Here is a 14,644-nt window from a genome sequence, read left to right as displayed (position 1 = left end):
GGGAAATTGCGATCGACTGTAGATGCCCATGAAAAACGTCAACTTAAAGATTAAAAAGGTCGGGCTATTTGTTTGTCCGTTTTCTTTGTTAATTTTTAATACTTTCGCCCAGGCGCAAACAGTTGTGCCTGCTGCTGACGGTACTGGCACTGCTGTCATCCGCAATGGTAACCGCTACGATATTAACGGTGGCAGTTTGTCGGGAGACGGGGCGAATCTTTTTCACAGTTTTGGGCAGTTCGGCTTGAATGAAGGTCAAGTTGCTAATTTTCTGACTAATTCGGCTATTCAAAATATATTAGCTCGCATTGCTGGTGGGAACCCTTCGCTAATTAATGGTTTAATTACGGTCACGGGTGGCAATTCTAATCTGTTTTTAATTAATCCTGCGGGGATTGTGTTTGGCCCGAACGCGAGTTTGAATGTGCCAGGTGCTTTTACTGCGACTACTGCTAATAATGTGGGTTTTGGTTCTAATTGGTTTAATGCGGCAGGTACAAATAATTTTAGTGCCTTAGTTGGTGCGCCAAATGCTTTTTATTTTGGGGCGAATCAACCGGGAAGTATTGTTAATGCTGGCAATTTGGCTGTGACTCCGGGCCAAAGTTTGGCTTTGCTGGGCGGTACGGTTTTGAGTACGGGGCAGTTGTCGGCACCGGGCGGGCAAATTACTGTTGCTGCTGTTCCGGGCGAGAATGTTTTGCGGATCAGTCAACGGGGGCTTTTGTTGAATTTGGAAATACCAACTGACCAGAATTTGCGTAATTCTCAACAAAGTTTAAATCCTGTTTCTTTGCCGCAGTTGCTGACAGGTTCTGCACAAAATCAGGCGACGGGTGTTGCTGTTGCTGCTGATGGTAGCGTGCAGCTTGTGGACTCTGGTTTGCAGGTGAATTCTGGGGATGTGGCGATCGCTGCTGGGACTACAGCAGATTTCAGCGTGGAGGGCGGGCACGGGGGCACCGCCCCTACGGAAACCGGCTTGTCTGTACTTCCGCAGGTGAATGCGGGAAGTGCGACTATTTCGGCGGCGGGAAATCTGACGTTAGCGGGGGCTAGGCTGCAAACTGCGGGGGATTTGAATTTGCTGGCACGGGATGCGGTGCGGGTTCGCGATCGCGTGCAGAATCCTTTTTTGGCGAAGGCTGGGGGGAATTTAGAGATTAGGGCCGATCGCGCGATCGACATTCTCACCTTAAACGCTACCGGCGGCTTATCTCTTCCCCCGCAATTTCAAAGCGGTGGCAATTTGAGTTTAGTCAGCAACGGTGTAATTTCGGGGGATGCTCACTTTGCTTCAAGGGGCAATTTTTTGGTGCGGAATCTGTCGGGAAGGCCGGGAAATTTTGTCAGTTTATTTGACCCGATTATCAGTTCCGAAGGTGATGTTTTATTGGGAGATTATACTGGGGTTTCGCTGAAAGTCGAGGCGAGGGGTAGCATTGTTGCGGAGGATATTACAATTACCGGCCCGGATGTTGGATTGCGGACTGAAAATGCGACTTCAGATCCAGATATTGCTATTTTAACTAGCAGTCCAGCCTTAATTCTCCGGGCGGGAGTAGCAAGTTTGGCAAATCCGGTGAGTATTTCTTCTGACAGTGTAGATGATGATAGTATTTTCACTTCGACGCCAATTTTGAGTGGCAGAACTTTGATTTCTGTGGAAAACATTTCCGCAGGCGGGCCAGTGATTTTGTCGGCGGCGCAAGAAGTGGTAACTAGAAATATTAATGGCGGTCAAATTAATCTCGAAAGCAGGGAAGGATCTGTGATAGTTGGGGGTAGATTAACGTCTGCTTCGACGATTAATATTCAGGCTGTTAATAATATTATCTTGACAAATGACATCGTTCCGGCTGATATCAACGGCAATCTTAATCTGAATTCGACTGGGGGTAATATAGTAACGCGCGCGATCGACACTGGGAATTCTGGGGCGATCGCACTTACAGCATTCGGCAATGTCAATTTTGGGAATTTGCGGGGTTCTCAAGTTAATGTTATCAGCAACTCCGGCGCTCTGGGAGTGTTGAACGATCCCAATACAATCGTCCCGAATACTACACCTGCCAGCGTTACAGCAACCGAGAATGTCACTTTGGCAGCTCCTGGGGACTTAAACGTGGGGAACCTCACGGGTGCGACTGTCGGAGCTACCAGCCGCACCGGAAATGTCGCTACGGGTGCGATCGCCTCTACGGGAGATGTCAGAGTTGTAGCGGGACAGCAAATCATTACAGCGCCAATCACTGTTAATCCTGCCCCAGCAAATCCAGTTAATCCTACTACTCCCACAGTCAATCTGGACGCGAACACTAATATTAATGTAGCATCGGTTAATGCTCCCACTGCCACCGTTGCTTTGAGAGCAACCAACAACTTAACTGCCGGAAATTTGCAGGGGGGAGCAGTGGATGTTTCCAGCACCACGGGGAATATTACAACTACTAATACTGCATCAACAGGAAATATCAATATCAGGGCTCCTGGAAATGTAATAAACTCAGGAAATTTGCAGGGTATCGGAGTTAATGTTGCCAGCAATTCGGGAACTGTTACCACTGGTAATACCAACGCTACAGGTAATGTAGATTTGACAGCTTTTGGCAATTTAAATGCCGGGAATTTGCAGGGAGTTGGGATTAATCTTAACAGCACTACCGGAAATGTCACCGCTGGTAATCTCACCGCTGCCGAACAAGTTGGGATTTCGGCGGGCCAGCAAATTCAAACCGGGACAGTTAATATTACTCGCCCTACCACACAGCCAGTTAATCCCCTGTCGGCGGTAACTCTCAATGCTGGAAATAATATTAGCGCGATCGGGATAAATGCTCCTGCTACAAGGATTGTTTCGAGAACACCGACTAACTTTACTGCGGGAAATTTGCAAGGAAGTGCAGTTGATGTTAATAGCGGTGGCAATATTGCGATCGGCAATACTTTGTCAACGGGCAATATTAATTTAAATGCGGTGGGAAATGTGACTGCGGGTAATTTGCAGGGAGTAGGAATTGATTTAACTAGCCGTAGGGGAAATGTCACTACTGGTAATATCAATGCTACGGAAGTTGTGGAAATTTTAGCGGGAAGGCAAATCAGAACCGGGGCAATAAATGTTAATCCTGTGGTTGTCGATCGCACTTCTGGAGTAAATCTTAACGCTCAAAATGATATTAGCATTGCATCCATCAATGCTCCGGGCGGTACGGTGAATATCCAGACTCCGGGTTTGGTGCGGGTGACGGGTACTTTTGACCAAAACGGTACTCCTGTGAGTGTCTCGACTGTTGGCGGCACTCAACCGGGTACAGTGAGGATCGCCCACGGCGGCGGTGATGTCAATCCGCCGACACCTTTTGTGGTGGGAAATCCGATGAATAATGGAACGGCTGGGGCGATCGCGAGCAATGCGGATGGTACGATTACTGAGGGACAATCTTTCATAAATTCTTACACTCAGGGCAATAGTGCGATCGTCACTACCAACCAGCCAATTAATCCCAACCAACCAATTAATCCGAATAATCCGAATAATCCCAACCAACCAACTAATCCCGAGAATCCAATTAATCCGAATAATCCCGAGAATCCAATTAATCCGAATAATCCAATTAATCCGAATAATCCCGAGAATCCAATTAATCCGAATAATCCAATTAATCCGAATAATCCCGAGAATCCAATTAATCCGAATAATCCGAATAATCCGAATAATCCAATCGATCGCAATAACCCAAATTCGTTGCCACCATCGCTAATCAATAGATTTCCCTTAGATAGAAACCGGGTTTTTCCCGAACCCAACCAACCCTTTAACCCCGAACAGCGGCAGAATCAAAACAGAATATCCCGAGATATAGGAAAACCCGGAGACAGGCTGCCGCCGGAAAGAATGCAATCTCCGAGAGGACTCAGAAATTTCATCGGTGGAAATCCCAGAGAACCAGTTTTTGAGGCAGCATTTCGCAGCGACATCGGCAGGAACCTGGATGCAGGGAAATTATCAGCAGCTTTACCTCTGCTGGAGAAATCTTTTGGTCAAGAATTCGAGGAATATTTCGGTCTTAACATCAGCAAGGATTTACTATCGGTAGACGACATCAAGAAAAAATTAGTATCGGTGGGCGCAGAAACGAAAACGAAACCCAGCTTAATATATCTGTTTTCGCGATCGGAAAAATTAGATTTAATGTTAGTAGATTCTTGCGGTGCAGTAGTTCACAAAACTGTGCCGGAAGCGCACCGGGAAGAATTGCTGAAAGTTGTAAAGGAGTTCAGGAATGAGATTACTAATCCAGCCAGACGTAATACTACGAGTTATCTATCATCTGCCCAACAGCTTTATAAGTGGATGGTTGAGCCTTTGGAGGAGAATTTGAAGAAGTGCGAAACAGATACTATTTCTTTTGTAGTCGATCGCGGTTTGAGAGGTATGCCCTTTGCTGCTTTGCACGACGGAAAGCAATTTTTGATCGAAAAGTACAATCTCAGCCTGATGCCCAGCATTAATTTAACAGATACTCGCTACGTGGATATCAGGAAATCTGAAGTTTTAGCAATGGGTGCGGATCAATTTTCGGAATTGAATCCTTTACCAGCGGTTCCTGCGGAAATAGCGGCTATTTCGCGAGAATGGCCGGGAATTAGTTTTCTGAATGAGGGTTTCACTTTCGATAATTTGAATCAACAGCATAAAAGCCGACCTTTTGGGATTATTCACTTAGCTACTCACGGCGAATTTCGTCCGGGACTGCCGAATAATTCTTTTATTCAGTTGTGGGATAGTCGGTTAAGACTGAATCAATTGCGTGACTTGAGATTGAATAATCCGCAGGTAAATCTATTAGTTTTAAGTGCTTGTCGGACTGCGGTGGGTGATGACAGTGCGGAGTTGGGTTTTGGGGGATTGGCGCTGCAAGCGGGGGTGCAAACTGCTTTGGGGAGTTTGTGGTATGTTTCGGATGAGGGTACTTTGGGATTGATGGCTGAGTTTTATCAGCGTTTGAAGATTGCCCCAATTAAGGCGGCGGCGCTGCGAGAAGCGCAAATTGCGATGTTGCGGGGAGATGTGCGTTTGGAGGGCGGCAAGTTACGGGGTTCGAGTCGGGGTGAGGGAGTGGAGTTGCCGCAATCTTTGCAAGGGTTTGCAGATTTGAAGTTGTCGCATCCTTATTATTGGTCGGCTTTTGTGATGATTGGGAGTCCGTGGTGACTGGTAATCGGTAGTCAAGCCTTCAAATCTGAAAACCAAATAGAAACCTCAGCATCTGGATTTTCGGGTAGCCGAGTCCATCCAGTTGATTGGGCAAATCTCTGCTTGACTAGCGCCAGTTGATTTTCATTTTTATCCAAAGCATTGGAGACAACAAGTATGACTCTCAAATCTTGCGCTGTTGTAATTTTACTCTTAGCTTCTTCACCGTCAACTATTGGGAGTGAGAGGATTCTGTGTCTCATTTCCAGCCACGAACCAAAACGCAATTCATCGGTATCTTTAGTTAAAACGACAACATCTTTAGGTGATTTAACGGCAGATTTTATCTGAGTAACTACCGATTTAACATTCTTTTTTGACAAGATATCGACATAGAGAAAATTCTCTGTTGTTGCGTAATTTTTCCGCAAAATTATAGCCTCAGCCCAATCAACTATATAATTGAGCGGGGGCAGCAATACAAAGAATAACAATACAACAGACAATACAATTTTTGACAGTATAGATTTTTCATGATTTGAAATCCAGTAAATGTAGTAAGAAATCACAAAGAAGACAGTAAGTATAAAGAAAGGATTGCTGTAACGACCGATGCCTGCCATTAATAGATTTATTCCAGTTTTATAAGATATATATGCAATGAATATAAAAGGAATCGTTGTAATGCAGCCCCAAAGAATAATAAGTTTTTTATTGTATATATTTTTGCGAGCAGACTCTGCAACAAACCAAAAAGCTGCTAAGGTTCCTGCCAGACCTACAAATATTTTAAAAGTTTCTGCTTTCCGTGAAATATCTAAGGTAAATAACTGTTTAAGAATAGTGCTTGTAAACGTCAACAGCCTACCTTGAGTAAAAATTTCTGAATTGAATAGACCTAAACCTGGAGCTCCTATTAAACTCAATAAAAAACGCATTCCTCTTGTAGAAGGCGATGCCACAGGAATAGCAGCTTCAAATTGGTCTATAGCACTATTGACTCCAGAAAGTGCATGGTGAATAGCGCTCAGACCAATTACTGGCAAAAGGGTGAATACCGTACAAACTGCTAACAGGATAAAACGGTTTTTTAAGGTATATTGTTTGCTGAAAAACCATAAAAATACAGCTAGATAGGCGAGCATTCCTAGAGAAACTAAAAAAGCAGAGTATTTTAACCAGTAAATTCCTCCTAAAAGTAGACCTAGTAGAGCTGCATGAACTAGAAAGCGACTGTCAAATTTATTCCCTGAGTCTAAAATTGAGCACAGATACATTGCGTACAGTAATACCCAAGGCATGACTGCCCAAGGAATCACATCTCCTGCTGTACAAACCAATAATGAGCCAATTTCTATATAATAGATAGATAACAGGACAGCTATAATTATTTTGATTTTCTGGTCAGAGGTGAGAGTATCTATTACCTTTATCCACCCCAGACCGCCTGAAACAAACAAAAAGTATGCGGTTGTTCTGACTGCGATTCCTAAAGGCAATCCGAGGGCGATTAAAGGTAAAAATGCGAAGGTGACGCCGGGAGCGTGCCAGACTATCCAGGTTTGTATATCTTGAGAGATATCTTTTTGATTTACTGTGACAACTGAGTTGATCAAACTAGATCCTCCGCTCAACCACTGGTTGATTCCTTTGATTTGAGGGATTGGATCGAACTCTATTTGGTAAGGAAATACTGAGGCGATCGCAAAAAAGACAGTGACTATAAATAGAAATATTAAATATGGCGCTAATTTCTGATAACGAGAATTTGTTAAATTCATAATTATAGTTTTAATTAGGTGAAAAATAAACTATAAGTCACCTGTCTAAAAACTGGCGATAAATGTGATATTTCTTAATAGTTATTGAAATTTTGGCTGGTAGGTATGTTCGCCAGCAAGAGGTGGGAGTGTTGGGTGGGGCGATCGCGCGTATGTTCGCTATTAGTCTGTGCGATCGACCTTTTGACCTATTTTTTCGGTTTTGTGCGCCACCACCAGGTGCCGGCTGCTCCAAGTGCGATCGCGCAACTCAACAAAAACGAGAATGCAAACGGATGCAGGTGCATTACAACTGGGATGTGATGGTTTTGGACTGTCTCGAAGAGTTTGTCTGTACCGCTGGATGCGGCGATACCGCCGGCTGCTAAACCGACGCCGATCGCCTGTACTGTGCTCTCTAGGCGATCGTCCCGATCTTTCTCTTTGTCCTCGCTGTTGCGGAGTGCGAGTTGATTGGTGCGATCGCTCCTGGCTTGTTCTATTTCTACTATGCCGCGGATTGAGGCGATCGCCTGGTCGATTAAGTTTGTCCCGTGGCGGAAATATCCTAAGTCTCCGGCTATTTGCGATCGCATATAAAGAGCACTTTTTCTACTGAAGTGATTTAATATAGATAGTTCTTCCTTATCGATTCCTAGTATATCACAAATTGTTTGCAAAATGTCAATGTAATTGTTAAGATTTAGGACGATTGTATTGTCATAATCTTCGAGTTTCCGCAGCAGACAAGTATAAGTTACAGCTTTACTGAAGAGTTGCTTTAGCTGTTCCTGAAATTCCTGCAATTGGGCGGCAGTTAAGACGGTTCCTCTGGAAAATTGAGCCTGCAATATCTCCACATTTTTCTCAATAATGCGGTATTCGCGATCGAGTTCGCGGTAAATCAGGCGGCTGTCTTGAAAAACTTTGATGATTTTGTTGCGGTAAAATAGTAGGTCAAATATTTCTTCTTGGCAAGTGTTAAAATCCTTGTCGGTTTGTTTGTCAGCCAGCAGCCAGACAAGCAAATGGCGGTAATTTGCTATATCGGCAATTGAACCGTATTCAAAAATCGGACTACCAAATAATTTACCTGAACGATAAAATACAGGTGGCGAGTCGCCTTGGAATAAAGCATTGCGACATTCATCGGCGAGGGGTTTGAGGGAATCTAAATTATCTGAAGAGTTTTCGGGAAGCCCGGTGGTAATTAGGAGAGTTTGACCTAAAAAGTTGTCGTCGCCGTTGATAAGTAAGACTCGATTGGGGTTGAATTTCTGGATGAAATCGACACCTAAATTATTAGCGGTGCCGTCTTCCGGGCAACCTATATTTAAGCATAAAGCATAGCTGTCTTGAATTTGTAGCGGTTGGGCAAAACCTTCTATGGGTTGATTGCTGTTGAATTTTAGTGCGACATTTGGCAGTAAATCCTCGCGGTAGCTGTGAGAATTTGGCGGAAAAACTAGATTTGGTGTCAGCTTTTTATCGGTGAAGTTGGCGAGGATGTTGTCGCAGTGTTTCCAGAGAGGATTATGGCGGCCCTGACTGTCATCGTGCAGTTGGAAAGCGTATAGATAAACATTGGGGGCAGAAATTTTGTCGCTCATATTATTGGCGCGGGGGCTGTGAATTGGGAAGGCGTTTTTTGAGGTTTTCGGGTAACTCTGGATAGCGGTTTAATAGCCTTGGTTCTTGCTCTTCTTTTTTGGTGGGTTGCGGTTCTGGTTTTCTCTCAAATTTATTGATTTCATCTGTTATTTTAGGATAGTTTGCACACCAATCGCCAATGGCATCAGCTACTTCGTTGTTCGATTTATCAGCCATCTGGGATATTGTATTGCTGAGATTTGCTAAATCCTCAACCGCCCCGACTTGTTCAAATACTTCGGGTTTAGTTTCAAAGACTGCTAGGAAACCAGAAATAAATTCTTCATCTGTCATTGCCAATTTCTCCTTTGATTGTATTGTAGTTAGCCGGGGCGGGTTTTTGGGATTTACGGTGTGGTTTCACAGATAGTCGCGAACCCGCCCCTACAGCAATTATATCTGTTTCATACAAGATTAAATTCCCAATTTCAACAATTTTGTAGGGGCGGGTTCGCAGAAATTTATGACTCAAAACCAACCAACTAATAAACCCGCCCCCACCCCATGAAAAGACAGTTTATATTATTGCCCAACTGCACAGAAAGCCGCCCAGTATACGGGAGACTCATAAGGTTGATAATCCTGTTTGTAACCGCGCCTGTATTTGCCTTGAATTTTCTGTTTGTGTTCGCGACTCAGCAACTGCGACGCTTCCACCCATTCTAGCAAACTTTTAACAGTCAAACTCCGCAGCCACAACTGAGACTCCCGCAAAGCAACAGCCACAGGCGGGCGAGTTTTAGACAAGAAAATCTCATAAAACTTAATCATCAAAATCGCCGTAGATACATCATTGACAGCCCACAAAGTGCTAATCACATTCGTGGTTCCGGCGTACAAAAAACCGCTAGGCAATCCGATATACTCATCTGTGCTATCTCTAATATCCGTTAACCCAGTTTCGCAGGCGGAAAGCGTCACTAAACTGCACTTACTCAGGGGCAAATCAAAGATTTCTTCCAGCGTCAGACATTTTTCAATATCCCACAATTTGTCTTGAGGGGAACGAATATAACTTTTGTTCTCGGAGTCCACGTTATCGGTGGCATTTTTCGCACCAGCTAAGATTAAAGCTGATTTCCGAGGATTGTTAAAGTCGAAAAAGCCGTGACAGGAAAAGTGGGCGATCTCGGCATTTTGCAACGCTTCAAGCTGTTGCTGCAATCCTGTCTTACTTGCCTTTTCCCGAATCAAAACTTCCGCTGGATTAAAGGATTTGGCAATTGCTTCAACTTCGATGTCGGTGAAGTCTAAATCTTCTGTCGGGTTTTGAATGGCAAACAATCTTGTGGGTGATGACTCTTCCCCAGTCGGATTTACCCGCTGAGATAATTGTAATAGCTGACAACTGGGAGTATATCTCACGCCGCCAGGGAAAAGATCGAGGAGACATCCAGTTTCTTCTATATTTTGTCTTAGTCTTCGGCTGGTTAATGCGTGAAGCGGTAACAAGTGCAAATATCGGAAGGGAACTAATATTAATTTTTGGCATTTTTCTGGGAGGCGAGAGATTATTTCATCGAAATGCAAGATTTTAGCTAATTTTTCCAGGCGGGTTTTTAGCTGATTTCTCCAGTTTTCAGGTTGATTGATATAGTCACCGATATATTCATTCATAAACTCCACTAATGCTTCTGAGTCTGTATCGGAAGATTGCCAGACATCAGGTTGGGTGGAGTCGCGGGTAATAATGAAAACTTTAAAACCGTTAGAGGTGATGTACCATTCCAAAATTGCCTCATCTTCACCTAACAGACTGCGAATTTCCTGAAAACTAATCTGCTGCACATTTTCCGGGAGGCTGCGGGCCTTGTGAAACAATTCTACTAGGTTTCTGGTTTTGCTGCGTTCGAGGTATTCTAGGGCGACAGTGTTGTTTTCCATTTCCAGGCAAACTGCTACCATATTATGATAAAGCATATCCCATTCTTCGGCTAATTTCTGTCTGTCTGCTTCGCCACCGATAATAATTTCACTCCGCATTAATTCTACTGTATTAATGGCGGATTTAAAGGTATTGTAAGCTTCTGGTAGTTGGGAATTATCCCAGTAAGCAAGTCCGAGATTAGATAGGCTTACAATATTATCTATAGGAAATGCCTCGCGGGTGTAAACTGATAATGATGCTTGAGAAGCAACGATTGCGATTTCGAGATTATCGGCTTTTTCACCTCGAATTCTGTTGCGGTAGGCAAGCCCCAAATTATTTTGACTCCGGGCCCATTCAAAGGGAAATGCCTCACGGGTATAAACTGATAATGATGCTTGATAAGCGGCGATCGTGAGTTCGAGATTATCGGCTTTTTGGCCTCGGATTCTGTCGCTGTAGGCAGCCCCCAAATTATTTTGAGTCCTTGCCCAATCAAATGGAAATTCCTCAGAGGTATAAACTTCTAATAATTCGTCAAAAGCAGCGATAGCCAGTTCGAGATTCTCAGCTTTTTCGCCTCTGATTCTTTTGCTGTAGGCAAGCCCCAAATTATTTTTACTGGTTGCCCATTCAAACGGAAATGCCTCGCGGGTGTAAACGGACAAAGCTGCTTGTGAAGCGGCGATCGCCATTTCGAGATTCTCAGCTTTTTCGCCTCTGATTCTACTACAGTAGGCAAGCCCCAAATTATTTTTACTCATTGCCCATTCAAACAGAAATGCCTCGCGGGTATAAACGGACAAAGCTGCTTCTGAAGTGGCGATCGCCAGTTCGAGATTCTCAGCTTTTTCGCCTCTGATTCTGTTGCTGTAGACATTCGACAAAATATTTTGAATACCTGCCCATTCGCTGGGAAATGCCTCACGGGTGCTAACTTCTAAAGCTGCTTGAGAAAACTCGATCGCCCTTTCAAGATTATCGACTTTTTCCCCTCTAATTCTGTCAAAATAGGCAACCGCCAAATTATATTGAGTCATTGCCCAATCCTCTGTATATTCTTGACGGTTAAAAACAGTCAGGGCAACTTCATAACCTGCAATGGCAATTTCCAAATTACTCTCTCTGTTTAAGGAAAATTGCCAGATTGCATTACTAAACTGGACAACAAGTAATATTATAAAAATGCAGTCTTGTTTCCTATCTAAGTTTTGCAAAGTTTGCTTCGCCCAATTTCGGAAAACTACAGCAAAATTATCATTAATTAAGTTGAGATTATCCCGCAGCAGGGGATAGATTACATTACGATAGTCGCCACTTTCTGCCGTACTTTTTGCCGTACTTTCTGCCGTTACCTGCAATACTTGCTTCAAAAATTCTAACTGATCATTAAAAGAGGGCAATTTTAATATGAGATAGCTTGCCCAATTCATTAAAAAATCTGCTTCATTCTCATTGCCTTCCTCGCGTTTAATTTCTGCCAGCCATTGCGTTACCTGCACCAACCCCGCATCAACTAACTCGGGGTTTGCCTGCAAAATTTGGTTTCTTTCCCCGCTGGGGCAATTCACTAGCGATTGAATCAAATTGAGATAAGCTTGGATTCGTTGTTCGTCCATATCTGGTGGCGGGGATTGCGCGGCGAGGGTATTATTATTTAGCCGGATGTAGCACAATACTGAGTCCGACTTATAATATCCGCATAATTTCTCAGTCTCGCGTTGCGGGAACTTCGTTTGTATAGATGCGATCGCAATCGCCGAATTCTCTGGGGCAATTCAGTAGGGATCGAATCAGATTTTGAGCTAATTCGACAAATTGTTCGGGTTTCATAAAACTATTCCCTCTTTACGAATGTTCCTCAACAAAGGCCCGTTGTAGTGCAAAAACCGATTTTCATCCATAAACAAACAGCTAATCACTTCATCATTTTGGAGAGACAAGTCAGCCCGAATATGGCTAATTCTTTTGATTTCTTCGCCGGGATTGACTTGTCCTTTGAGAACTACCAAAACATCAATATCTGAGTCGGGATCTGCGTCGCCCCGCGCTTGGGAACCGTAGAGTACCATTTGGGTGAGCCGATCGCCGTAGAGTTGCTCGAAGTGCGATCGCAACTGAGTTAAAATAGTCTGGAGCTTATTGTTGACGTTCATATTCGTTGTCGTGGATGCTGGAAGGGCGATGGGGCTTGTCAATCTACGTACATAGTCTAGTCTAAATGCACAAAACTCGGCACAAAACTCCGCACTCTTCAACCCGCGGAGGCGGGTTTCGTATGTGTAGACGCGGTTTCAACCGCCGTCTCAACCGCCGAAAAAACCCCGCACTCTTCAACCCGCGGAGGCGGGTTTCGTATGTGTAGACGCGGTTTCAACCGCCGTCTCAACCGCCGAAAAAACCCGCCGAAAAAAACCCGAATTATCTACGAGAAATATCCCAGCATTCCCGCGCAATCTCCCAATCTTCCTGAGTATGAATCACCAAAACCCGCACCGCAGAATCAACCGCCGCAACATCATCATCAATTGGCGAATTCAAATTCTTCTCCCCATCCAACCTTAACCCAATAAACCCAAAAACCTCGCACACAGCAGCCCTGACAGCAGCCGAATTTTCCCCAACACCAGCCGTAAAAATCAAAGCATCCAACCCTCCCAAACTCGCCAACATCGCCCCAATTCCGGCGCGCAAACGGTGGATGTAAATATCCAATGCAAGTTGAGCCCGAGAATTGCCATTTGCGATCGCCTCCGCAACCAGCCGCATATCGCTAGAAACCCCAGAAATCCCCTTCAAACCAGAATTTCGATTCAGAATATTATCGAGTTCCTCAGCAGTAAAGTGCGATCGCCTTAACAGATGAATTATGATACCAGGATCGATCGCACCCGATCGACTCCCCATCATCAAACCATCCAAAGGAGTAAAACCCATCGTAGTGTCAACACTCAGGCCGTCGCGAACCGCCGCCAGAGAGCATCCGTTGCCCAAATGACAGCTAATCAGCCGCAAATCGGCAGAATCGCGGTTCAGAATTTCGGCAGCCCTGCGAGCGCAATATTGATGGCTAATCCCGTGAAAACCGTAGCGGCGAATCCCGTTTTCCAGCCATTCGTAGGGGCCCGGATACACAAAAGCTGCGGGCGGTAACTGTGAGTGAAAAGCTGTATCAAAAACTGCGACTTGCGGCACATTTCCGAGGATTTTCTCAATCGCTTCGATACCTTCCAAGTTAATCGGATTGTGAATGGGAGCAAACTCAGATAAACGGGCGATTTCCTGTTTTACTTCCGGCGAAATTCGCGTACTTTGCTGATAGTTTTCCCCGCCGTGAACCACGCGATGACCGACAATATCAATCTCGTTTAAACTGTTAATAACTTGAGTTTCACCCTGCCACAGAGTCTCTAGCATTCGAGCGATCGCCCCAGCGCGAGAATCCGAGGCAATTTCTTCCTCAAATCTATGGCCAGCAGCAGTTGTGACTTGCAACTCCCCCGCACCTTCGCGGTGAGTCCAGTCTATTTTTGCTTCCCATAGAGGTTGTGGCGGGCGATCGGGAAGCGTGTCATTTAGTTCGTAAAAGCAGCTTTTTTGACTGCTAGAACCTGCATTTAAAACTAAGATTTTCATGGTAATTGGGCATTGGGCATTGGGCATTGGGCATTGGGCAAACAGGGCATTGGGCATTGGGCAAACAGGTAATTGGTAATTGGTAATTGGGAATTGGTAATTTAGGACTTACTCACTTCAACTTCAGAAACCGCGTTTTTACCTTTTCTGCTGGTTGGAACCTGTGTATTTTGCTCAAAAACGCGGTTTCTGGCTACCCGTATTGATTGTTAGCTATTCACTAATGACGACTTTATTAAGGAATTTATCAAAATGTTAAGTATTAATGCAATCTGTAGTCAAGCGTTACGGTTATTTGATATATCTTCGTCATCAGATTTTCATTGATTAAAGTTTAAGGAGCCGATCGCCATGTTGACAACTATTTTATTAACCGTTGCGCCTCGTACCGTAGAATGGAGCCCCACCATTGGGCTGATTATGATTGTCTGCGTGCGATTCGTTTAGCCGAAACTGAGTAACAATACTTGGGGGATGACTAGGATGACTATAAAGTCATAATAACTGGATACACATCTGGGTGCGGGTCAT

General features: G+C 44.4%; 8 protein-coding genes. 1 reads left to right on the top strand and 7 read right to left on the bottom strand.

Annotated features, from left to right (window positions below; genetic code table 11):
* Positions 1–28: 28 nt before the first annotated feature.
* Positions 29–5,218: a CHAT domain-containing protein gene (locus tag JGK14_RS13320; RefSeq protein WP_325315168.1), complete on the top strand. Its 5,190-nt coding sequence runs from the start codon at positions 29–31 to the stop codon at positions 5,216–5,218.
* A 14-nt stretch (positions 5,219–5,232) separates the two neighbouring features.
* Here the strand turns inward: JGK14_RS13320 and JGK14_RS13315 are convergent, their stop codons facing one another.
* From JGK14_RS13315 to JGK14_RS13285, 7 genes are all read right to left on the bottom strand, one after another.
* On the bottom strand, positions 5,233–6,981 hold the full coding sequence (locus JGK14_RS13315) for a hypothetical protein (RefSeq protein WP_325315167.1): 1,749 nt from the start codon (positions 6,979–6,981) through the stop codon (positions 5,233–5,235).
* Positions 6,982–7,169: 188 nt separating this feature from the next.
* Positions 7,170–8,570, bottom strand: a complete 1,401-nt coding sequence (locus tag JGK14_RS13310; protein WP_325315166.1) for a hypothetical protein — start codon at positions 8,568–8,570, stop codon at positions 7,170–7,172.
* 1 nt (position 8,571) lies between these two features.
* Positions 8,572–8,904, bottom strand: a complete 333-nt coding sequence (locus JGK14_RS13305; RefSeq protein WP_293185264.1) for a hypothetical protein — start codon at positions 8,902–8,904, stop codon at positions 8,572–8,574.
* Positions 8,905–9,132: 228 nt separating this feature from the next.
* Positions 9,133–12,096 (bottom strand): CHAT domain-containing protein, encoded by a 2,964-nt coding sequence (locus tag JGK14_RS13300; protein ID WP_293185263.1) that lies wholly within the window; start codon positions 12,094–12,096, stop codon positions 9,133–9,135.
* A 91-nt stretch (positions 12,097–12,187) separates the two neighbouring features.
* Entirely contained in the window at positions 12,188–12,310 is a 123-nt protein-coding gene (locus JGK14_RS13295; protein ID WP_293185262.1) for a hypothetical protein, read from the bottom strand.
* Positions 12,307–12,633 (bottom strand): nucleotidyltransferase domain-containing protein, encoded by a 327-nt coding sequence (locus tag JGK14_RS13290; protein ID WP_293185260.1) that lies wholly within the window; start codon positions 12,631–12,633, stop codon positions 12,307–12,309. The genes JGK14_RS13295 and JGK14_RS13290 overlap by 4 nt, the downstream gene beginning before the upstream one ends.
* A 265-nt stretch (positions 12,634–12,898) precedes the next feature.
* Positions 12,899–14,113 carry an acetate kinase gene (locus tag JGK14_RS13285; RefSeq protein ID WP_293219607.1) on the bottom strand — a complete coding sequence of 405 codons (1,215 nt, stop codon included), beginning with the start codon at positions 14,111–14,113 and terminating at the stop codon, positions 12,899–12,901.
* Positions 14,114–14,644 lie beyond the last annotated feature (531 nt).

Source organism: Microcoleus sp. PH2017_28_MFU_U_A, assembly GCF_020738035.1.
GTDB lineage: Bacteria > Cyanobacteriota > Cyanobacteriia > Cyanobacteriales > Microcoleaceae > Microcoleus.
Note: the sequence above shows the minus strand (reverse complement) of the source record. Positions and strands in the feature narration are given on the sequence as shown.